Origin of the sequence: Chitinophaga sp. RAB17, assembly GCF_052114225.1 — a bacterium.
Taxonomy (GTDB): Bacteria; Bacteroidota; Bacteroidia; order Chitinophagales; family Chitinophagaceae; genus Chitinophaga.
The window spans coordinates 82,303-104,079 of sequence record NZ_JBFREI010000010.1; the positions used below are offsets into that span (position 1 = coordinate 82,303).

The 21,777-nt window shown below is 44.7% G+C and carries 17 protein-coding genes; 12 read left to right on the forward strand and 5 right to left on the reverse strand.

Annotation, left to right across the window (positions count from 1 at the left end; genetic code table 11):
- Positions 1-10: 10 nt before the first annotated feature.
- Entirely contained in the window at positions 11-745 is a 735-nt protein-coding gene (locus AB4Z08_RS27080; protein WP_441576916.1) for a MarR family winged helix-turn-helix transcriptional regulator, read from the reverse strand.
- 110 nt (positions 746-855) lie between these two features.
- Here AB4Z08_RS27080 and AB4Z08_RS27085 point away from each other — a divergent pair, with 110 nt between their 5' ends.
- Together AB4Z08_RS27085 and AB4Z08_RS27090 are read left to right on the forward strand one after the other, a co-directional pair.
- Positions 856-1,371: a hypothetical protein gene (locus AB4Z08_RS27085; protein ID WP_441576917.1), complete on the forward strand. Its 516-nt coding sequence runs from the start codon at positions 856-858 to the stop codon at positions 1,369-1,371.
- A gap of 3 nt (positions 1,372-1,374) precedes the next feature.
- On the forward strand, positions 1,375-1,791 hold the full coding sequence (locus tag AB4Z08_RS27090) for a VOC family protein (protein ID WP_441576918.1): 417 nt from the start codon (positions 1,375-1,377) through the stop codon (positions 1,789-1,791).
- Between the two features lie 295 nt (positions 1,792-2,086).
- Here the strand turns inward: AB4Z08_RS27090 and AB4Z08_RS27095 are convergent, their stop codons facing one another.
- On the reverse strand, positions 2,087-2,830 hold the full coding sequence (locus AB4Z08_RS27095; protein WP_441576919.1) for a hypothetical protein: 744 nt from the start codon (positions 2,828-2,830) through the stop codon (positions 2,087-2,089).
- Positions 2,831-3,121: 291 nt separating this feature from the next.
- Between AB4Z08_RS27095 and AB4Z08_RS27100 the strand changes: the two genes are divergently transcribed.
- Entirely contained in the window at positions 3,122-3,799 is a 678-nt protein-coding gene (locus AB4Z08_RS27100) for a helix-turn-helix transcriptional regulator (protein ID WP_441576920.1), read from the forward strand.
- A 119-nt stretch (positions 3,800-3,918) separates the two neighbouring features.
- Here AB4Z08_RS27100 and AB4Z08_RS27105 read toward each other — a convergent pair whose 3' ends face one another.
- Positions 3,919-4,854 (reverse strand): nuclear transport factor 2 family protein, encoded by a 936-nt coding sequence (locus AB4Z08_RS27105; RefSeq protein WP_441576921.1) that lies wholly within the window; start codon positions 4,852-4,854, stop codon positions 3,919-3,921.
- Between the two features lie 214 nt (positions 4,855-5,068).
- Here AB4Z08_RS27105 and AB4Z08_RS27110 point away from each other — a divergent pair, with 214 nt between their 5' ends.
- From AB4Z08_RS27110 to AB4Z08_RS27130, 5 genes are all read left to right on the forward strand, one after another.
- Entirely contained in the window at positions 5,069-6,277 is a 1,209-nt protein-coding gene (locus AB4Z08_RS27110; RefSeq protein ID WP_441576922.1) for an alpha/beta hydrolase, read from the forward strand.
- Positions 6,278-6,536: 259 nt separating this feature from the next.
- Positions 6,537-7,559 (forward strand): GntR family transcriptional regulator, encoded by a 1,023-nt coding sequence (locus tag AB4Z08_RS27115; RefSeq protein ID WP_441576923.1) that lies wholly within the window; start codon positions 6,537-6,539, stop codon positions 7,557-7,559.
- A gap of 6 nt (positions 7,560-7,565) precedes the next feature.
- A complete protein-coding gene (locus AB4Z08_RS27120; protein ID WP_441576924.1) occupies positions 7,566-9,164 on the forward strand; it encodes a solute:sodium symporter family transporter in 1,599 nt (532 codons plus the stop codon).
- A 32-nt stretch (positions 9,165-9,196) separates the two neighbouring features.
- Positions 9,197-11,239 carry a hypothetical protein gene (locus tag AB4Z08_RS27125; RefSeq protein WP_441576925.1) on the forward strand — a complete coding sequence of 681 codons (2,043 nt, stop codon included), beginning with the start codon at positions 9,197-9,199 and terminating at the stop codon, positions 11,237-11,239.
- 178 nt (positions 11,240-11,417) lie between these two features.
- Positions 11,418-11,852, forward strand: coding sequence for a hypothetical protein (locus tag AB4Z08_RS27130; protein ID WP_441576926.1), 435 nt, complete (start codon positions 11,418-11,420; stop codon positions 11,850-11,852).
- 77 nt (positions 11,853-11,929) lie between these two features.
- On the opposite strand, the gene AB4Z08_RS27135 is transcribed toward AB4Z08_RS27130, so the two are convergent.
- The gene (locus AB4Z08_RS27135; RefSeq protein WP_441576927.1) at positions 11,930-12,352 is read right to left on the reverse strand and encodes an SH3 domain-containing protein; all 423 of its coding nucleotides are present in this window, start codon (positions 12,350-12,352) and stop codon (positions 11,930-11,932) included.
- Between the two features lie 27 nt (positions 12,353-12,379).
- Positions 12,380-12,877: a BON domain-containing protein gene (locus AB4Z08_RS27140; RefSeq protein ID WP_441576928.1), complete on the reverse strand. Its 498-nt coding sequence runs from the start codon at positions 12,875-12,877 to the stop codon at positions 12,380-12,382.
- Between the two features lie 441 nt (positions 12,878-13,318).
- On the opposite strand from AB4Z08_RS27140, the gene AB4Z08_RS27145 reads away from it, so the two are divergent.
- The 4 genes from AB4Z08_RS27145 (at position 13,319) to AB4Z08_RS27160 (ending at position 21,775) form a co-directional block, all read left to right on the forward strand.
- A complete protein-coding gene (locus AB4Z08_RS27145) occupies positions 13,319-15,853 on the forward strand; it encodes a hypothetical protein (RefSeq protein ID WP_441576929.1) in 2,535 nt (844 codons plus the stop codon).
- A gap of 5 nt (positions 15,854-15,858) precedes the next feature.
- Positions 15,859-20,376 carry a TonB-dependent receptor plug domain-containing protein gene (locus tag AB4Z08_RS27150; protein WP_441576930.1) on the forward strand — a complete coding sequence of 1,506 codons (4,518 nt, stop codon included), beginning with the start codon at positions 15,859-15,861 and terminating at the stop codon, positions 20,374-20,376.
- Between the two features lie 219 nt (positions 20,377-20,595).
- A complete protein-coding gene (locus tag AB4Z08_RS27155) occupies positions 20,596-20,898 on the forward strand; it encodes an autorepressor SdpR family transcription factor (protein WP_441576931.1) in 303 nt (100 codons plus the stop codon).
- Positions 20,885-21,775, forward strand: coding sequence for an SdpI family protein (locus AB4Z08_RS27160; RefSeq protein ID WP_441576932.1), 891 nt, complete (start codon positions 20,885-20,887; stop codon positions 21,773-21,775). The genes AB4Z08_RS27155 and AB4Z08_RS27160 overlap by 14 nt, the downstream gene beginning before the upstream one ends.
- Positions 21,776-21,777: the final 2 nt, after the last annotated feature.

A 21,777-nucleotide genomic window follows, 5' to 3' on the forward strand; every position in this document is an offset into this window, starting at 1 on the left:
TTTTTTGATCTTATTTATGGAACGATTTAATCATTTCATCCAGATCCTTATCCGGGGTGCTATGCATAATCTTTTCCTGCTGCCTTACTTCTTTTTTAAAGGCGCTGAGCACCGCTTTCAGGGCGTTTTCGCCGTATAGCGATTGTATCATTTCATCAATGCTGCTGTTCTTTTTTGCTATCCGGAGCTGCTCCTGTTTTTGAGTCGTATTTGTTAATATTTTTATAATGCTCTTTTTATCTTCTTCTTTTATATCATGATATAAGAGATAAGAGACTTTATAGAGATAATAACCTATCTGCACCAGCAGGGCTTTGCCCTTATCGGTAAGACTCACCAGTCTTGCACGCTTGTCTGCCGGATCATCCTTTTCAACAATAAGCCCCTTTTTTTTCATACGGTTCAATATGTCGATACCGGTAGACTGTTCCATATTACTCAGGCTGATGGCATCCGTTTTTTTCGCTTCTTTTTTGATACTGATCACATTCAATAAATAAAACCATTCCAGTTCTATGTCCGGAATTTCTTTGATCGCCATCCTGGCATAGGCCGTATGCATACTGCCGGTTTTACCAATCAGTGTAGCTAATACAGCGTCTGCCTGCTGGGTGGGAACGGCATCGGCCGAACTTCCGGCAGGATGTTTTTGGAGATATTTCTCACAGAAATCCGCTACTGTAGGCGATGTGGTCTTCGATGCGTAACTGTCCCATTCGGTGATCAAGGCTACTAATGGCTTCATATTATAAAACGGTTTCGTTCTAATTATTAATCGGGTTCGTTGTTTATTTAACGAAAATATCCTTTCTTTGCAAATATAAACAACGAATCCGTTCAATAAATCATGGATATATGAATCATATCATACTGGAGCAATTATTCAGAGATTGCTGTGTACCAGATCTCACAACGGGATTAACAGCAATAAAACAACTGGAACATCTCATTGAAAAGCACACCACCAGGCGGTTGGACGAAGAAGGGTACAAGCAGGTGTTTGCACAGCGGGAAGCGCTGTTGCCTCTTCAACTGGAGAGCAACGATCTTACGCGCATCACCTATTTCCTCTTTTATTTATTGATGAATTATCCGGACAGGTCGGCCGCTACTGCCAGATGCCTGGTAAAATGCTACGATAAGTCCCTCATGGAAGGGCTCTGCCAGGCCCTGGAAGTATACTGGCAGAAATGTGATGAAACCACCTGTTACCTCACAGACGCAATAACACATAGCTGCTCTTTCGAGGAATTCCCCCCATATGTACTCACCCTGTTTAAACAACTGAAACAAACAGGTTTGCCGGAAACAAAGAAAGTGATGTCTGCCAAGTTCGCCTACTATAAAAAATTTTATGGGTTTATTGAATAACATATGAAACCAGCAATTGCCGTATTAACACTGGGCGTTACCGACCTGGAAAGAGCGGTGCATTTTTATCGTGATGGTTTAGGCTGGCCTACCAATGGTATCACCGGCAGCGAATTCCCATATGCTGCTGTTGCATACTTTGAATTACAGCACGGTTTGAAACTGGCACTGTGGCCAAAGAAAAGTATTTCGTTTGATACTAAAATTCCTGTTAGCGCTTCATCAGCTACAGCGCTGGTGCTGGTGCATTATGTAGATCACCAGGAAGAAATAGGAGTGATACTGGAGAAGGTAAGCGCCGCAGGCGGAACGATTATCAAGCCGGTAACCGATAACTTCTGGAAAGGCTGTGCCGCCTATTTTCAGGATCCGGACGGACATCTTTGGGAAGTGGCCTGGAATCCGGGAACAACATCATAACATCTCAGAAGTAATCGCCTCATTCATGTACAGTGATCATCATCTCTCCGTCGAACCTATGCCTGGAACAGGCTATGTACCTATAGAAGCACTGCAGCAGAGGTGGACTTGATGCGGGGATGACGTTCGGATGTATAACCCCGATGAAATTGCATCAGTAAACGGATAGAGGTCAGGAATGGCCATGGCAGGGCTGCTTCAGTGTCAGGCTGTAGTTGCGGAAAGAGAGGTACTATTGAAAGGAAGCAGGTATAAGGGGTTTATTTATCAAAATATCTCCGGGGGCAAGATGACTTTATTCCAATTGAATGACAGCTGGATATGCGTGTGTATAGGTAAGGTTAGGAAGCAATCTTGTCCGCTTGGGGTAAGTACGTTTTTTAGCATATTGGGGGACTTGTGGCGCTGTTACCGCAATAATATCGGCGGCCATGTATTGTCTGTTGCCCGATGGACCATCTTTGTATAGGGCTTTTACCTGGAAAACCACTACCAGTGAACCCTTCCCGGGTACATCCAATGAAACATTTGTTTCCTGGAAAGTGGTATCGGGCGCTATCATGAGCGTAACCGTTTCGCTACCCACCACCTGACGTGATATAAAATCAATACGCGTTGCGATTACTTTTACTTCCAGTGCAGTAATACCTTTATACCCGGCGATGGTTTGTGCGGGAATATTTAATATCCCGTTTCTAAAAAGCCGGGGAGCCACCGTAAAGAAACGATCTACTCCGGTATGCTGATTGAAGCGGAAGTCTGTTATGGCCTCGTGATGATCGCCGGCAGCAATGAGTAGCTTGTTGAGCCGATTGATGTGGCCGCCGTCACAGTGGATATCCAGGTGGGGGTAAAAAGCATGACGGATAAAAGCACCTTTCCTGCTGGCGATGCCAAAGCGCCGGGATGCGCGACGGGTAGCAGCCGTTTGCTGCACGCTTTGAGGCATGGAGCGCAGGAAGTAGTTGCCATTGCGCTTATACCCAATGAGATTACCGAGTTTTCCCGTAAAGGAAATGATAGACATTTGTTTTGCCATGGGAGATTATTTTGATTACTATAAATATAACATAATTCGGGGAACGTGTTTGCGGGCTAGATGGAAGATTAGCTAAGTGCGTGTAATGGGTATTGTTTAATATTCAACGATAGTTCGGGAGGGATTTGGCAATGGCAAACGTGAGTGTGTATTGGCATTTCGAGAATATTGAAAAAAGATATTCCCCATTTTCAACCTGATTCCAATGTTCCCACTTCTTTTTTCATGGCGCAAAATTAGGCCATAAATTTCAGTCGCAGGAGCTATTTTTGAGGTATAAATGTTAACCCTATGAACAGAATCGACAGATTAATGGGCTTACTCACCGTATTGCAGTCCAGGAAACATGTATCCGCCGAAAAACTGGCCGAAAAATTTGATATCAGCCTGCGTACCGTATACAGGGATATTAAAGCTCTCAATGAGATCGGTGTGCCCGTCACCTTTGAAGTAAACCGTGGTTATTTTATTGCACAGGGATATTTTCTTCCCCCGTTAGTATTCACCGTAGAAGAAGCCAATGCCCTCATTTTATTGCAAACCCTGGCCGGTAGATTTGCCGACAAGTCTGTTTCCAAAAACAGTGTGTCCGCACTCAACAAAATTAAAACTGTTGTGCGCTCACATGACCGGGAAGCGGTGGAAGAAATAGCTGCGCAGACGGACATATTTGTGCCTGCAAATGGACATCCTGAAACCACCTGGCTCACGGCCATCCAGCAGGGCATCGCCAGTAAGTATTGTATTAAAATAGGGTATACCGATAGTAAAGGCAACCATACTGTAAGAGACATAGAACCGGTAGGCCTGATATTCTATACCAATCAATGGCACCTGATCGCCTGGTGCGACCTGCGCCTGGGTTACCGTGATTTTAAAGTACCCATGATCACCTCTCTCTTCAATACTACCATCGCATTTACCAAACAGCATACCTTCAAAATAGAAGATTATATCAAGTTTTTTTAGGTAGCTATAGCAGGGTTGCCATAGGCCACAGGATACTTTGCAAACGGTATCAAAACATATAGAATGAACGTTCCTTTCCCTGGTATGAATAGCCAGGGAAGGGATATGCGTCCGGTGTTTTAATGCAGACTAATCACCCTCGCTATTTTCCAGGTATCACCATCCCGTTGCCATAACGTAACAAATTTACTTGCGTGGGAAGGCGCACCCGGTTCCTGGTTATTATGAAATCGATGATAGCCGATTTCTACTGCGCCGTAATTAGGGATAGGATATACTTCTATACTACCAGGCATCAGCTCCCGCGTAACTTTGCCGCAGATATTTTTCTTGATAGAGGCAATGAGGTCTTTTTTAGAAGTAGTTAAGCCTCCTCTGTCATGATAAAACTCAATAGAGTCGGAGGTCATCGCCGCCATCTTTTCCAAGTTACAGGTATTGTAGGTATCAAAATAAAGACTATCCATCCGAACAATCACATCATACAATGGCTCTCTGGAAGGAACATAAGGTGCAGGCTCATATCTTTTGGAAGGTGGATCAAATTGTGTTTTTACCAGGAAATCCGTTTCCTGCGTCATCTTCCAGTCGCCCGCTGTTTTTTTCCAGGTGCGTGTAAATTTGGATGCTTCTATTAATTGCTCCGGTTGATTTTTCCGTATCATATACAAGCGTTGTACACCTGTTTGTACGGCTTCATCAGCACCCACCGCAAATGCCTGTAAGCTGCCTTTTACAATTTCCCGCCTCATCTTGTTGTCCGGGTTAGCACAAAACTTTTCCAGGTTGGCGGTGAAGCTGGACAGACTTTGATCCACAGTTATGCCATCATATCCATTGTCGTGGAAAAACACGAAATCCTTCGATAAAACAGTGCCGATCGCTTTTACATTACAGGTGTTAAACGCGATATCAAACAGCATACTATCCTTGTAGGCAAGTTGACGAAACAGCGCATCTGCGCCTTTGGCATTTTGTGCAGTTGAAGTCTGTATACCAAACCCGGTAATCAATATTAATATTGTTGTATTTAATAATATGAAACAACTTTTCATGATGGTTGATTTTTAATGTCCTGTGAATAGGATGTTAGTGTTATGCAAAGATATATGTTTTTAATAGTAGTATGCAATGCAATATACTGAAATTTATTTCACTTGATCAAATTGGTCCCGGAAAAAAGTTGGGCCGTCACATTTGTAAAGGGTTGTATCACATTCGGGAGATTTCATCATGGGAGAATGCCATCTTGTTGTAAAACCCGCCCGTATGAAAAAAATTATTTTGATTGGACTCTTATCTCATTTCTTCCTAAGTATCCATGCCCAGCACCTCGTATCCTTCGGACAACGGGATAGCGTTTATTCAACGATATTAAATGAAAACAGACCTTTGTGGATCTATAGTCCGCCGGTAGATACGACCTGGTTTGTAAAACCATCCTATCCGGTGTTGTACGTGCTGGATGGCGACTTCCATTTCGCTACACTGCAAACGATGATACAACAACTGGGGGTGATCAATGGTAATACTGCATTGCCGCAGATGATTATCGTTGGTATTCCCAATACCGGCCGGAATCGTACCAGGGATCTGACACCAACAGCAGATAGCTCCGATGCCAGTGCTGGTGGCGGCGAACAATTCACCGCTTTCCTGGAAAAAGAACTGGTACCCTATATCAATAAAAAGTACCCTGTAGCACCTTATAGCATTATTGTCGGGCATTCCCTCGGGGGGCTGCTGGTCACCAATGCGCTACTGAAACATTCCCATGTATTCAACGCATATGTAGCCATAGAACCCAGCCTCTTCTGGCACAACAGCCAGCTGTTAGGGGAGGCGGACAGTTTGCTGTCACAACATTTTAAAGGCAGAAAATTTTTCCTTGCAGTGTCGCATACCATGAAAGCGGCGCTCGATACACAACAGCTGAAAAATAACCCTGATCGCGGCGCTATCCATACCAGCGCTATCCTGCAGCTGGGAGAGAAACTGAAAAAATATGCCGGGAATGATTTGAAATGGAGTCTGAAATATTATGCAGACGATGACCATATCTCTGTGCCACTCATCGCGGAGTATGATGCGCTGCGTTTCATTTTTAAAGAGAACAGATTTCCTACTTATCTCTACTTTGAAAAAGAGGGTAACACAGATTCCCTGAAACAATTGATCATTCATCATTTTCAGACATTGTCACAGGAAAGAGGTTATCCCGTGCGCCCATCAGAACAGCTATTCAATCAATTCGCATACGGGCATTTGCATGATAAACATTTTGATAAGGCCAAAATGTTTTTTCAGCTGAACATCGATTATTTCCCTGAAAGCTTTAATACTTATGATGGGATGGGAGATTATTGGATGGAACTCCATCATCCAGCACAGGCCATCATCTACTGGAAAAAAGCATTGTCCATCCGGTACACTGCGGAGATAAAAGAAAAGATCGAAAAGGCAGAACAAAAGCCATAAATAAGCTACGTGTAAATACATTTTACAAACAGGCAGGGAGCTCCCTTGCCTGTACTTTTTAGTGTCACGTACAAAAAAAGTTTGCTATTGATAAAAAAAGATAATAGCTTAGTGTGGTATAGGATAGTATAGTACAGAATGCTATTGCTAAAATTCCACGATATGGCAATGCCACGATTACCGGTACAACCAGTTTTTATATCACAACCATTGTACGCACCTGCAGGTGCCATCATTCACTATTTGCTGATTTGTAGCTATGCGGAATATCTATGAACAAATACATGAACTGGAAGGTATTCCCGGTTTATCCAAACATGAACAGTTTGTGCAAGGCATCATCAATTCCATTAATGCCAAAGCACTTAGTCGCGGAGACCAGCTACCATCCGTAAATCAGCTGATCAATAAATTGGGATTTGCCAGGGAAACCATCGCCAAAGGATATAAAGAACTGGTAGCGCGCGGAATTGTACAATCCAAAAACAGGAAAGGCTTTTACGTAAGCAGCGATGACACCGGTCAACAGCTGAAAGTAGCCCTGTTGCTCTACGCCTTCGATACATTCCAGGAGGCTTTCTATAAAACATTCCGGGCCAACCTGGGCATGAACATTCATATCGATGTATTTTTTCACCATAATAATATCGAAATCTTTGAGGCCATCATCGCCAACGTCAAAGGACGGTACGGCATGTATGTAGTAGCGCCTATTCCGCATCCTAAAACATCGGGTATCCTGAACGCGCTCCCTATGGATAAGTTCCTGATGATAGACCGCTATGAGCCGCTATCCGCCAACTGTTCCTGTTCCTATATTGTACAGGAGTTCGGAGAGGCTTCCTACAGCGCTTTTGCAACATTGAGCAAAACTATTGAGACCTTCGATGAAATGATCTTTTATTATCGCCCGGCAACAGATACTCCTATTGAAATATTAAAAGCATTTAAAAAGTTTGTCGGCGACTATAAAATCAAAGGGGTTATTAAAACAGAATATTCCCCCGGTACCATAGAAAAAGGAAAAGTATATTATACGATCAATAATACGGAACTTTGGGCCATCCTGAAAGACTGTGTTGAACAAAAACTGGTGCCAGGCAAGGATGTAGGCATTCTTTCCCATAACGATGATATTGTGAAAGAAATCATTTGCAACGGGATCACCACCTATTCCACTGATTTCAGACTCATGGCAAAAAAAGCAGCTACTTTTGTATTAAACAGGGAAAAGATCCGGGAAGTATTACCAACGGTTTTAATCAGGAGAAAATCATTATAGCAGTTAATGCACGCGTCAACCATTATAAGCTTTGTCATTTTTGTGGTGATTGTAACGGTGTTGTCCTGGTACATCACCAGGAAACACCAGATGAAAACAGCCTCAGATGTATTTCTGGGCAGCCGTAGTTTAAACTGGGTGGTGATAGGAGGGGCGCTGTTCATGACCAATATCAGCGCCAACCAGTTTATTGGTGAAAACGAATCGGTGTTTATGAATAACATGTCGATCATGGCATGGGGCGTCACTTCCGTTTTTGCGATGCTTTTTGTAAGCGAATTTTTCATGCCGGTGTATCTCCGTATAGGCGCCGTTACCACACCTGATTTCCTTGCGGTGCGGTATGATCAGACCACTAAAAAAATTGTATCAGTCGTGTTCCTGGTGAGCTACCTGGTAAACCTGATCCCCGCAGTGTTATACGGTGGCGCCGTTGCTTTTAACGGCATCTTCCACCTGAATGAAATCCTGCACATCAGCTATTGGTCCACCATCTGGATGCTGGCTTGTCTGATTGCTGTGATAGGGTACCTGTACAACGTACTCGGTGGCCTCAAGGTGATCACCATGTCAGACACTGTGCTGGGAGCAGGCATGATTGCCGGTGGTTTACTCTTACCCTACTTCGGATTTAAATACCTGGGCCATGGAGATGTAACAGAAGGACTACGTATTGTACTTGGTACCGATACCAGTCATTTAAATGCTATTGGCGGTAAACACGACTCGGTGCCTTTCTCTACCATTTTCACAGGTATGCTGCTGGTAAATATTTATTACTGGGGTATGGAACAGTTCATTGTACAACAGGCACTCGGGTCGGTAAACCTGGAGCAAAGCCAGAAAGGAATAGCGCTGGCTTGTTTATGTAAACTGTTGTCGCCACTAATGCTGAATATTCCCGGACTAATAGCAGTGCATCTGTATTTTCATCCGGAAAGTACAGCAGAGATTTTCCCAAGACTGGCCGCCGATGTATTGCCTCCGGTGTATACGGGCCTCATTGCCGCCGTAGTTTTTGGAGCGGCACTCAGCACCTTTAATGCAGGGTTAAGCAGCGCCGGTACCCTCTTTACCATGAACCTGTACAAGCCTTATGTGACGGAGAAGAAGGGCGGAGTAACAGATAAAAAACTGCTCAGCACTACCTGGATTTTCCAGGTAATTGTGATACTGATAGGTATTGGTATTGCCCCTTTTATTATGTTGTTCAAAGGAGGGTTTTATAATTATATACAGATGTTATCCGGCTTTTTCAGTATTCCTATCTTCACGATCATGATCGTAGGAATGGCTACCAGGCGTATTCCGGCCATAGCAGCTAAAATCGGCCTCGGATTCTTTTTTGTAGCGAATATATTTTTTCAACTGATCCTGGATACCGGATTACATTATCTGCACCTGCTGGCGATTCTCTTTGTAGTCACTGCCATACTGATGTTGATAATAGGTAAATTTTGGCCGATGGCTGTTCCCTATGCACCTGTCAGAACATCTAACCTGACACTGCAACCATGGAAACATCGTCATTGGTACAGTGCTGTGTTGATTATACTGATGGTGTTGTTGTTCGTACTTTTTTCTCCGTTGGGATTGGCCAGGTAAAAAGAATAGTAAATCATAAATAACGAATTATAATGGTGTTGTCCTTTAAGTATTGCAGATATACCCTGTTTGCCTTGGCCTTGCTTTGTCTTGTAACACGTTTATCCGCGCAACCATCCGCGGATGTAAAGCATATCCCTTTCGGTAAAAATAGCCGGATCAGTTATGATTTGCATTCCGGTAAATACAGCGTATGGGTGAACGGCAAAATAATGATCAAAGATGCTTTCAGCTGGTATGAAGATGCCCAACAGCCGGACACGGCAAAGATCCGCCGTAGCTTGACTATGGCGCCGTTAAAAGATCAGATCGGCACAGGCAAACAATACATGATCACATCTCTCGTAAATGGTATAAAACGACAACAGTTTTTTTACGTATACAATGGAGATAACGGATTTTATACTGCACTCGTATTGCGCGGTACCGGCGCCCGTTCCCGTTCTATGAGCCCTTTGACCACCACAGCTTTGCAGTTCCCGGCAAAAGATACTATACGCGCGGTACAGGTGCCTTTTGATAATGATACCTGGGTGAAATATACCACGGGAGACCTGCCGGCGGCCAGCTTCATCAGCGCCGAAGTAACTGCTGTTTATAATACGGCCAATAATAATGGACTGGTGATAGGCTCTGTGGAGCACAATAACTGGAAAACAGGTATTGCGCTGAAGGGGACTACTGCTCAGCAAACGCAGCTTTCCGTGATCGCCGGCTGGACAGACAGCACCGGTACCCGCGATAACATACGGCATGGTATGGTCACCTCCGGTGATACCTTATGCGCTTCTCCTAAGATCTATATACTACCCGGCAGCGACTGGAGAACAGGCATGGAGCAATATGCGCAGGCCAACCGCAAAGCAGAGCCGCGCTACATTTTTAACTGGACTGCTGCCAAACCTTTTGGCTGGAACAGCTGGGGCAGCATGCAAACGAAATTATCATTCGCCAAAGCAAAAACAGTAGTAGACTTTTTTGCCGATTCCTGCAAAGGATTCCGCAACGCAGATCATACCCTGTACATAGACCTGGACTCTTACTGGGATAACCTCACCACCAATGGTATGACCGGCGATTTCAGTCAGCTGACGGCTTTCAGCGCCTATTGTAAAGCCAGAGGATTTAAACCAGGTATTTACTGGGCGCCATTTGTAGACTGGGGCAAATCCCCCCGTAAAGTAGAAGGCAGCCAATTTAATTATCAGGATACCTGGACAAAAGTAAACGGACAATACCATGAGCTGGATGGCGCCAGGGCCATGGATCCTACCCATCCGGCTACCAGGGAAAGAATCGCTTTCCTCATCAAACGGTTTAAAGATGCCGGCTTCGAAATGATCAAAATAGATTTTATTGGTCATGCTGCCATTGAAGCAGATTCATTTTATGATCCCACTGTTCATACGGGCATGCAGGCGTTCCGGAAAGGAATGGAATACCTGGTAGATCAACTGGATGGGAAGATGCTCGTATATGCAGCTATTTCGCCCAGTATGGCTACTGGCAGATATGTACACACCCGGCGTATTGCCTGCGATGCGTTTAAGAATATAGACGAAACGGCCTACACCATGAATGGTACCAGCTATGGCTGGTGGCAGAACTGGTTGTATGATTTTTCAGATGCTGATCATGTGGTGTTTGAAGGCGCCGCTGATGGTCCCAACAGGGCAAGACTGTTATCAGGCATCGTTACCGGGTCCCTCATTACCGGGGATGATTTTTCAGTGTATGGCCATGCTTCCGAAGCGGCTAAACAATTCCTGCAAAACCAGGGCCTGCTGGAGGTAGCCCGCCAGGGCGGCGTGTTCCGTCCGGTAGATCATCATAGCCGAGATCAGTCTTCCAACATCTTTGTGAAAAGTTCCGGGAGATATACTTATGTAGCAGTGATGAACTATGCACCAACATCCGCCACCTTTTCGCTGAACCTTCAACAGGCAGGCTTATCGACAGAAGCGGCCTATATCACCAAAGAATTATTCTCCGGAAAAATATCAACACAGAATAAAACCATGCAAATAACACTGCCGGCTGCAGATGCAGTGATTTATCAACTCGAACGAAAATAATTAAAAAGCGGGGCTGACCATTGATAATGGAGCAGCCCCGGCCTGTTTTCAGGCTGGATGATAATTCCTGTTTTTCCTTTATCTTTATAAGGATGTTTGATCCCAATAAGCCCTACTATGCCGGGTGATTGTTTTAGTATGGACCGTTGATGTATTTAATCCTTTATAAACCCTGAAGATGAAACGCCACTTTAGTAATTTATCCGCTTTTGTGATTTGTATATTCCTGTTGGCCATGGGTAGTGAAGCCCGTTCCCAGAAAGCATTTTCAAAACTGCCATCTGCTACAGACAGTACTTATGGATATACCAATACGAACCCGATAAGACTCAAAAAAGGGAACGCCGGAAAGAGTATTATGCAGGAAATGAACTACCTGTCGGGGCTTACCACCAGGGATAAGCAACACCTGGTTCTGTTGTATCGCAGCGCTGTAGCCAATCCTGGTTATAAGGAGCCATTGCTCAAAGATTTGTACAACAGTAAAGGAGGGGTGCTGGATAAATATGTCTTTTTAACTGCCAATACAAAAGATACCATTACGCTTTTCATAGATATTTACAGCAAAGGCCCCCTGATGCTGCCGGTGGGACTGATATATGAGTTGCCATAACAGCAGCCCGGGTCCTGATAAAAAAACGGCTGTCTCTTACTTTTAGAGACAGCCGTTGCTTTTATGTGACGTGTTACCTATTCAACAGGCGTCAGATAGGTCGCGGAAGCATATCCTTCTGCGCCGCCATCTGTACGGATCAACCACCACTGATCGCTTTGTTTGCTGATCAGGGAAACAGTTTCGCCATGTGCCGCTTTGCCCACAATAGGCTGGTCGGTACCCGGCCCCTTACGAATGTTGAGGTTGGTAGACTCAGTAGTTACCTTCAGTTTAGCACCTGCTACTGCAGTGGCTACATTGATATTCATTACCACGTCGCCGGTAAGGAAGTTGGGGTCAATCTTTCCGTAAATATCCCATAACTGGTCCTTTACTGCGCCGCTCGGTGCTTCACCATCTATATGCAGTACACCATCTTGTTCATTAACCTGCAGATTGCTGGTGCCCGCAGATTTCGCGGCGTCAATCAGCTCTTTGTATTTATCCTGTAATGCCATGATTGTTGTATTTAGAGGGTCAGCGATTTACTTTACTTTTAAACCGGAAGCATCTACTTTCTTAGGCTTCAGTCCATCCAGTGCAACTTTCAGCTTTTTCCAACGGTCAGCTTTAGACTCACCGGTAATAGTAATCACGCCGTCTTTAACATCAGCAGTGATACCAGGGAAATCTTTAACAATACCATCTACGGCTGTCTTCAGAGCTGCATCGGCAGGTGTAGCAGCAGCTGGTGCAGGAGGAGGTGGTGGTGGCGGCGGTGTTACAGTAATATTGTTGACAACGCTCTTTACACCCTGGCTTACTTTAGCTGCATTTTCTGCCGCATCTTTGTCTGCCTGGCTGGCTACCGCTCCGGTCAGCGTAACTACACCATCTTTAACATCAGCATTAACGCCTGGAGTTGACTGCAATGCAGCAACTACAGTAGCTTGGATGTCTGCATCTTTGGGTTTCCCTTTACAGGAAATCATAAATATTAATCCCATGGAAAGGATTACTGCTGTCAGGTGTTTCAGTTTCATAGTATTACTGAGGTTTTAATGATGAAAAAATACATCTTAAGTTAAGTATCTTTTTTCATCTGGCAATAATGCTTCAGTATGTTGTTTATTTTTTAATAAATACAATCCCACACTTTTTGCTTGGCCACCTGACCTGGTACACCTGTTAATGCAAAGGAGATTCCGGTAACGGGATAGTATGTACGTAACGCCGCTTTTCGTCTCACGAAAAGATTTTTAATTTTTTTTTCAGATCACTTATGGAATTTTTTGCCAGCCTGCATCATGCGGCCGGGGAAGACTTTGTGCAGACAGCTAAAAATAGATATTTTACTTTTAAATAATATGAATACCATTAACATACGAAGTATATATTCACGGTATGATAAAGAGTGGCCGGATTCAGGCTAGCACATATCCGTTATAGTTATACCTTATATTAATAATATAAAAACATATACCTTGAAATATTTCCTGATACTGCTGCTATTCCCTTTTTCTCTTTTAGCACAAAATAATAAGGTAGTAAACCCGGTTTATTCGAATGCGTATCAGCGTTTGATAAATGCTGATACCAATACGGTAACCATACCAAAATCAAATCTGCATCGTACTCTCCATGTAAAAAGTATTTTTACTACGGATACCCGGTTCAGGAAAGTAAGTGGCCATAACAATGAGCTGCTTCTGCGTCCGAGCTATAAGAGAGAGTTATTGATTTCTGGTAGCTACGCTGCCACTTTCGCACTTAAAACAATCAGCCAGCTGCCGTCACTGCAAGCAGATTTTGTACAGGGACGCTCATTGCAGGGAGCCTTGAGCTGGCAGGGAGCAGAAACAAACGAGTTATTTAGTTATGGGCCATCCCGCCACACACTTGAATACGATGGGCTTCCTTATTTGTACGACGGCAATGGTAAACTGGTACCTGCGGGCAGTGGTAACGGACATCACCCGACCGCATATACGAATAATATATTCAGAACAGGAACGCTCTTTTCCCAGTCCTTCAACCTGAAAGCAGTCCTGCTTGAGAATCAGATCAATGCACGGGAGTTCAATATTAACCTGGGGCAAACCAGTGAAAGAACGTTTATTCACTACAACAACAATCATACAAAAAACCTGGATGCCTCCCTGGGCGCCAGAATAAAGTGGCTGCACCTCGTAGGTAAATACAGTTACTCACAGGATCAGTTTTCAAATACCAACAGAAACGGATTCCTGAATAAGGTTTACCAGCAATCGGTGCTGACACCGATAAGCTTCGATAACGGACAAGGATACACGCTGGGGAATGGCCAGCGTAGCTATAGCAAACAGGCAGATAATCCTGATTTTCTCCTCAGAGATAATGATAACAATTTCAACGCCACCAGGCAACAGGTGAGCCTGCTCATGGAACGGAATATATATAAACGGGTGAAATATGTAATCACACAGTCGTTCGATAATAAAAGAGAAAACAGCCATGAAGGCTATAAGCCTGGTACCGCAGACTTCCCGGATGGAAAACCGCTGTACCGGAGTAAGGAGGACAAATTATACCAGTTAAAAGGAGAAGTAACAGGGGATGTTTCCTACAGGAAGCGGTTATGGTCAGGGGCTTTTACCGCCAATTATATTTTCACAGAGGCGCATTCCGGCATCGTGTATCAACCGGCATACGGTAATTATTTATACCAGCGCTCCGCACATGAGATCGGCGTTAATTACCGGAATATATTGAATAGCAGGAGATGGTCTGCCGAATTCATGCTGGGAAATAAGAGCTATGTTTCCAACACAGCAGCGGCGAATAATTACTTCCAGCCCGCGATAGATATTGCCGCAACATATCTTTCCCCAACAGGATGGTCGCTGAAATTCAGATCATCGTATGTGCAGGCAAATACGGAATTGCCGGTCAATAATTCACTTGCTTATGTGAACCTCCTGCGCTATTCCACCACCGAAGCAGGACATTATTTTCCCACGCAGGAAGTAAGCAGCTTTGACCACCTGTCCCCGGTGCGTCACAGAGATTGGAGCAGCAGCATCAGCGGCAGCTATAAATCTCTGCTGAATTTTTCTGCCCGCGCATTCATAAGAAAAATAGAACAGGATCTGTTTCCCGTTTACGAAAATCAGGAGCTGGTATTAAAAAATATCGGCGACTACCGGACCAATGGAATAGACCTGGAGCTGCAATTACTGGATATAGCTAACAGCAACTCAGACATCACCACGATGCATGTCCTGGGATTTTTTGCCTATAAAAACAAAGTCACCGAGGCCTACGGCGGTGCTAACGGTATCCCCCTGGCAGGTTTCAGAGATGTACATACCACGCTCGTAAAAGGGCAGCCACTGGGAGTGATCACCGGCAGTACCTGGGAAAGAGATGTCGCCGGCAACAAAGTGATAGGCCCGGACGGATTTCCGCTGGTAGCAAAAGATCCCACTATCATTGGTAATCCCAACCCCGATTTTGTGATGAAGCTGACGAATATGGTCCGCTGGAAAAGACTCACACTCGAAGCAGCCCTGGAATGGAAGAATGGTGGTGAACGATGGAACGGTACACAAGCCGTACTCGATTACTACGGACGATCACAGACATCTGCCGAAGGCAGAACCATCACAAATTATATTTTCCCCGGCGTACAAATGAATGGCGCCCCGAACAATACACCCGTAGATTTTTACAACCCCAAACTCCCCATAGAAAACAACCGGTGGGTGAGATACGGTTATAGTGGCGTTGCAGCAGACTACATCGAGCGGGCCGACTGGCTACGCCTGAATACCCTGAAACTAAGCTATCAGCAGCCTTTTAGACATATTATTCAAAAGTTGACCCTGAGTGCCTATATCAATAATGTGATGCTGTGGACGCCATATAACGGCGTGGATCCGGAACAGTTGTTATTCGATCAGGCAAATAGTACGGGCCTGGATTTCTTTAATCTTCCCGCTACTAAAACTTATGGCTTTAACGTAACCCTTCAATTCTGATACCCATGAAAAATATTATTGCTCACATATGCATATACCTGTTGATGGCAGCTACCTGTTGGGGACAGTCATTTGATTATAGTAAGTACAAGGAGAAAATCTATATCCACACCAGCCATGTTTTCTTTCAACCCGGACAGGACGCATTCTTTAAAGTATACGTGGTAAACGCGAAGGATCAGAGACCTGCCACATTAAGTAAAGTGGTTTTTGTAGAAGTACTGGACCCTTCCGGGAACATGATCAAAAAATTAAATTATAAAATAACAGATGGATTTGCCGAAGGCTCTTTTACTTTTGAAGACAAAGCTCCCGGTGGTATTTATAAACTCAAAGCTTATACTACGTGGATGCGCAATGAAAGCGACAGCACTTTTTTTGTAAAGGAACTGACGCTGCAAAAAGTAATCGCTCCCCGCATATTAATGAAACTGGATTTCCCCAAAAAAGGCTATGGTCCCGGCGATGAAGTGATCGCTGATTATTCTGTCCGCAATTTGTCTGATCAACCCATTGCCAATTATAAAGTAAATTATAAGGTATCGCTGGGTGGCAACGTAATGAGCACCGGGGTGGCCACCACCAACAGCGATGGTAAAGTACAATTGAAGTTCAAATTACCGGATGACCTGAACACGACGGATGGTCTGCTGAATGTAACGATAGACTATGATGCCTACAAAGAAGCCATTTCCCGGAGCATTCCTATTGTGCTGAATAAAATAGATCTGCAATTGTTACCAGAAGGAGGTTCCCTGGTAGCAGGACTTACTAGCAACATTGCTTTCAGGGCGATCAACGAACACGGTAAACCCGTAGATGTAAAAGGAGAAGTATGGGATGACACCGGGAATAAACAGGCCGACTTTGAAAGTTACTATGCAGGTATGGGACAGTTTCCCTTTACACCACATGCCGGGAAAAAGTACACCGTAAAAATTACTTCACCACTGCATATCACCAAACAATATGCTTTCCCGGCCTTCACAACAGAAGGTGTGGTCATGAATTTTATGAAGAGAGATGGGAAACTTTTCCTGAATCTGTCTGCCACCGGCAACCAGCGGGTTACTTTAACCGGGCAGACAAAAGGCATCACTTATGCTGTCAGTGACCTTATCCTGAAGAAGGGCACAAATACCGTTGAAATAGATCAGTCGGGATTTCCTGCTGGTATTGCCAGGTTTACCCTGACAACCGGAAATGGATTGCCTGTGGCAGAAAGACTGGTATTCCTGAATAAGAACAACACCCTGCAGGTTAAAATCACAACAGACAAATCACAGTACCTGCCAAGGGAAAAAGTGGTGCTGACCCTCCAAACAACAGATGCCAAAGGAACGCCAATGGCTTCCAATCTGTCGCTGGCGGTCATGGACGATAAGCTCTGGTCGTATGCGGATGACAAACAGGATCATATACTATCCTGGTTGCTCATGAGTTCCGAATTGAGTGGAAAGATTGAAGAGCCCTTGTTTTATTTTAAGAGAGAAGAACCTAAATCAGATCCTGCACTCGACCTGGTAATGCTGACACATGGCTACCGGTATTTTAGTTACCTCCCGGAGTTAAACGAGGGGAAATCCCTGAAGTACCTGCCGGATGATGGTTACGTGATGAGTGGCACTGTCTTTAATGCACAGAATAAATCGGTAAAATCCACTGTATTCCTGATCAACATGGCGGAAAAAAGTAAAGCCATCCAAATGAATACAGCTGATGATGGACAGTTTTTCTTTGCCGGGCTGGATGAACGGGCCAATTATTACCTGATAGCCAAGTCAGTTAAAGGGAAAGAAAAAGTGAATATCCGGGTGGAGCAGAACAGCATCGATTATAATGTTATCCGGACTAAAAAATTATTGGAAGAAGGGATCAGCTTTAAGGAGTTTGCAGGCATCCAGCCCGCTGCACAAAAACAGGAATATGCCAATGCGGAAAAAGAAATAAAAAAGGAAGCGGATGCGTGGATAAAGGATCTGGGGGACGACAAGAGACTGAATGAAGTGGTAGTTGTTGGCTACAACGCACAACGAAAGGCGAATTTGACTGGCTCGGTTGTTTCGATTGTTGCCAACGAAATTAATGTTGTGCAGAATGTCGATCAGGCCCTGGAAGGCAGGGTAGCAGGGATACAGGTAGTGCCACAAGCTAATCCGGGAGCGGCCAAAGAAATCAGGATAAGAGGTAATAACTCACTAACCGGCAATAATCAACCGTTGTTTATTATAGACGGGGTAGCGTTTGAAGGGATGCTGCAAGACTTAAATCCCAATGATATCACTGCCATAGAGGTCTATAAAGATGCATTGGCATCAGCGCTTTACGGAAGTCGTGCTGCCAACGGCGTGATCCTGATCACTACCAAAAATGCCGGAAGAGCAGCGATCAGGTTGAGGTTGAATAAAGAGGATTATTACAACACCAAATATGTTCCGGGTACTGGAAATGCTTATACAGTGGCCAGGGTGTTTTATGCGCCCCAATACGCTACTACTGTAACAAAAGAGCGGAGTGATTTCCGGGAAACGATTTACTGGAACCCGGTTGTGCAAACAGATAGTAGCGGCGCTGCTACACTGGAGTTCTACAACTCCGATGCTGCCACTACTTTCCGGGCAATAGCTGAAGGAATTGCCTGGAATGGTCAGCCCGGCAGAACAGAAGCCACCTGGTCTGCACGGAATGCATTGCAGATAGATGCGAAGATCCCTCCCTACCTGACAGTGGGCGATCACGCGCTGGTACCGCTGGTGCTTAAAAACAACAGTGCTGCCAGCGTGGAACTGGATATCACCATTGCATTGCCGGAGAAAATGAAGAAGGGAGAATATGAAGAGAGGATCGTACTGGATGCCAACACTTCCAAACAGGTACTGATTCCACTGGAAGCCACCGCCGCTTGCCGGGGTGATATCAAATTTATGGTGAGTGGTAAAACCGGTACAGAAACATTATCTCTTCCGATAATAGCCGCAGAGAAAGGTTTCCCGGTGTTTAAAACCTTCTCCGGTGATAAATCAGTCAGACTTCCCTTTGAGCTGGGCCAGCCAATAGCTGGTAGTGTCAAATCAGACCTGAGGGTATTCGTTACATTGGAAGGGCAACTGCTTGATGGAATAGCATCGATGTTGAGAGAGCCTTACGGCTGTTTTGAACAAACGTCTTCCAGCACTTATCCTAACATCTTTATCCTCAAATATCTACGGGAATCAGGGAAATCCAATCCTGATGTGGTGGCCAAAGCCATGAACTATATTGAAACAGGGTACAAAAGGTTGATCAGCTTTGAAACCACCGAGAATGGTTTCGAATGGTTTGGCCATGCACCGGCACATGAAGCGTTAACGGCTTACGGCTTACTGGAGTTTACGGATATGCAGACTTTCATTAACGTAGATAAGGATATGCTGGCCCGAACCAAAAAATTCCTGTTGAGTCGCAGAGACGGCAAAGGAGGCTTTAAACTGGCTTCCGGCGGTTATGATAAGTTTGCATCCGTACCCAACAGTGTAGCTAATCTCTATATCGTATATGCGTTAACGCAAGCGGGTATTGGCAAAGAAATACAACCGGAATATGAAGCCGGTGTACAAAAGGCGTTAGCAGCTAATGATGCTTACCAGTTGGGATTAATGGCACTCGCTGCCAGCAATATGAAAAATACCGCCGACTACAACCGGCTGATGCAGGCGTTGAAACAGAGCTTTGAAAAAAATAATTTCACGGCAGCCACCACTGTGGTGAATTCCAGAGATGCTTCCCTGCGCGTAGAGTCGTTATCGTTATACGCACTGGCGCTGGCCAGGGAGCAAGCGCCTGATCTTGCTACCATAGGAGTAGTCATCTCTAAAGTATTGTCAGAAAAATCATACTACGGTTACGGCTCTACGCAGGCAACCGTGATGGCACTGAATGCCATCGTAGAATTCGTAAAGATAAAAGGACGCACGGAAAATGCCGGCACCCTTGATTTTGAACTGAATACGCAGAAAGTGGCGCTGGGCAGCGATTTTAGCAATTTGTTGAAAGCAGGTGCCAATACTTTTGCGGTGCATTACAGCAATGAAAAATCCGGTATTCCTTATCACATGGAGGTTTCCTATTACACAATGCAACCACCTAACAGTCCCAGGGCCGACTTACATATCAATACTACACTGGCGGATACCCGCACTAAAATCGGGGAAACTGTCAGGATGAAAATTGACGTGAAAAATGAAAAAGGCATGCTGCAACCTATGTCTATTGCCAAAATAGGCATACCTGCCGGTCTTTCTCTGCAGCCTTGGCAGCTCAAGGAACTGAAAGAGAAAAAAGAAGTAGCCTATTATGAGATCTTTGATAATTACCTGGTGCTTTATTGGATGGGATTCAGCCCGGATGAAACCAAAACCATCAACCTGGACCTGAAAGCAGATGTTCCTGGCACTTATAAAGCCAAAGCCAGCAACTGTTACCTGTATTACACGCCAGAACACAAACACTGGAACGAAGGCACTGAAATAGAGATCCTGCCATAGTTTCATTATTCCTACACCTATTCCTTCCGCAGCGTTATCCCGAAAGGGAGCGCTGCGGAGTCATGTAATAACCTGCCGGAACCATTGCCWGGTGCGTATTTTCATGGGTTATCCGCCGCTGTCAGCTGAAAATCATCTTTCCTTGTTTGGAATTACATTTTGCCAATTTCCCAACTTCACTTAATTTGGTATTTAGATAGTTGTCTAAATATATTTTATATGAACAACCTGTTCAAAGCACTCAATGATAAAACCCGACGGGACATCCTTGAGCTGCTCAAAAAGGAAGACCTGACCGCTGGTCAGATCGCAGCGCATTTCAGGTTTTCAAAGCCCACCATCTCTCATCATCTCGACCTGCTGAAACAAGCGGAGTTATTAACCAGCGTGAAAAAAGGACAATTCGTCTTTTATTCTCTCAACACAACGGTGATGGATGAACTACTGAAATGGATGCTTCAGTTTACCGCCGATACCTTACCACTTACGAAAAAAACTACGCCGCGGTATGAAGGAAAATAAATGGTGGAAAGAAGTACCATTGATAGTCATTATGACTTGCCCTTTCCTGGTATATTATTACCTGAAACCGTTATTGCCGGAACTGGTGCCCTCTCATTATACAATAGATGGCAGCGGGCAATGGGTGGTAGATGGACGTATGGCTCCGGGAGGGTTCGTGACTACCATGTTCTTTGCCTGTTTGGTGGTCTATCTCGCATTGAGTTTTCCTTTGTTGGCAAAGAAATGGCAGACAGGTCTCCGGCAGCAATCCGTTTTACTGGCGCCCATAATATATTCACTGAAGGCAGGACTGATCCTGTTGTTCAGCGCTATCCCGGTGTATGAAATGCTGGTGGCTGGCGGTAAATTAACCGGTGGAAGTGCTGCTATGTGGAGTTATATTGGTGGCATTGCTTTGCTGGTGTTGCTTAATTTGTTTATTTACAGGTTATATTCGGTGATGTACCGTCATAGCGAAGAAAAGCCGCTGGCACGTAAATCCTACGTAATCATCTGGGCCAGCACACATGTAGTTGTGTCGATTGGTCCGCTATGTGCTTTGCTGGTAGCAGGACGAATAAGTGCCGACAAAATGATTCCGCAGTTTATCCTGGTATTCCTCGCTATTTGCGGCAACCTGCTGTATAATGTACGCCCCAATCCTTACCTGGGCATCCGTACCCCCTGGACGCTGAAAAATGAAACGGTATGGCGTAAAACGCATCGGATGGGAGGGATCATGCTATTTGTATTTGGGGTCGCCGGCTTTTTCGCTACACTCATTGCCAATGAACACCAGTCGCATTATATCCTGTTGTCAGTGCTGTTGATAACAGCCCTGGTGCCTACCGCTTATTCGTATATTATATATAGAAAATTGATTCATCAACCCTGAAC

What these genes read in the sequence shown, in the direction of transcription:
- AB4Z08_RS27160 (WP_441576932.1), top strand. Translation starts at nt 20,885, where the DNA reads ATGAAGGAAAATAAATGGTGGAAAGAAGTACCATTGATAGTCATTATG.
- AB4Z08_RS27140 (WP_441576928.1), bottom strand. Translation starts at nt 12,877, where the DNA reads ATGAAACTGAAACACCTGACAGCAGTAATCCTTTCCATGGGATTAATA.
- AB4Z08_RS27120 (WP_441576924.1), top strand. Translation starts at nt 7,566, where the DNA reads ATGCACGCGTCAACCATTATAAGCTTTGTCATTTTTGTGGTGATTGTA.
- AB4Z08_RS27110 (WP_441576922.1), top strand. Translation starts at nt 5,069, where the DNA reads ATGAAAAAAATTATTTTGATTGGACTCTTATCTCATTTCTTCCTAAGT.
- AB4Z08_RS27135 (WP_441576927.1), bottom strand. Translation starts at nt 12,352, where the DNA reads ATGGCATTACAGGATAAATACAAAGAGCTGATTGACGCCGCGAAATCT.
- AB4Z08_RS27130 (WP_441576926.1), top strand. Translation starts at nt 11,418, where the DNA reads ATGAAACGCCACTTTAGTAATTTATCCGCTTTTGTGATTTGTATATTC.
- AB4Z08_RS27100 (WP_441576920.1), top strand. Translation starts at nt 3,122, where the DNA reads ATGAACAGAATCGACAGATTAATGGGCTTACTCACCGTATTGCAGTCC.
- AB4Z08_RS27150 (WP_441576930.1), top strand. Translation starts at nt 15,859, where the DNA reads ATGAAAAATATTATTGCTCACATATGCATATACCTGTTGATGGCAGCT.
- AB4Z08_RS27085 (WP_441576917.1), top strand. Translation starts at nt 856, where the DNA reads ATGAATCATATCATACTGGAGCAATTATTCAGAGATTGCTGTGTACCA.
- AB4Z08_RS27105 (WP_441576921.1), bottom strand. Translation starts at nt 4,854, where the DNA reads ATGAAAAGTTGTTTCATATTATTAAATACAACAATATTAATATTGATT.
- AB4Z08_RS27125 (WP_441576925.1), top strand. Translation starts at nt 9,197, where the DNA reads ATGGTGTTGTCCTTTAAGTATTGCAGATATACCCTGTTTGCCTTGGCC.
- AB4Z08_RS27095 (WP_441576919.1), bottom strand. Translation starts at nt 2,830, where the DNA reads ATGGCAAAACAAATGTCTATCATTTCCTTTACGGGAAAACTCGGTAAT.
- AB4Z08_RS27155 (WP_441576931.1), top strand. Translation starts at nt 20,596, where the DNA reads ATGAACAACCTGTTCAAAGCACTCAATGATAAAACCCGACGGGACATC.
- AB4Z08_RS27090 (WP_441576918.1), top strand. Translation starts at nt 1,375, where the DNA reads ATGAAACCAGCAATTGCCGTATTAACACTGGGCGTTACCGACCTGGAA.
- AB4Z08_RS27080 (WP_441576916.1), bottom strand. Translation starts at nt 745, where the DNA reads ATGAAGCCATTAGTAGCCTTGATCACCGAATGGGACAGTTACGCATCG.
- AB4Z08_RS27115 (WP_441576923.1), top strand. Translation starts at nt 6,537, where the DNA reads ATGCGGAATATCTATGAACAAATACATGAACTGGAAGGTATTCCCGGT.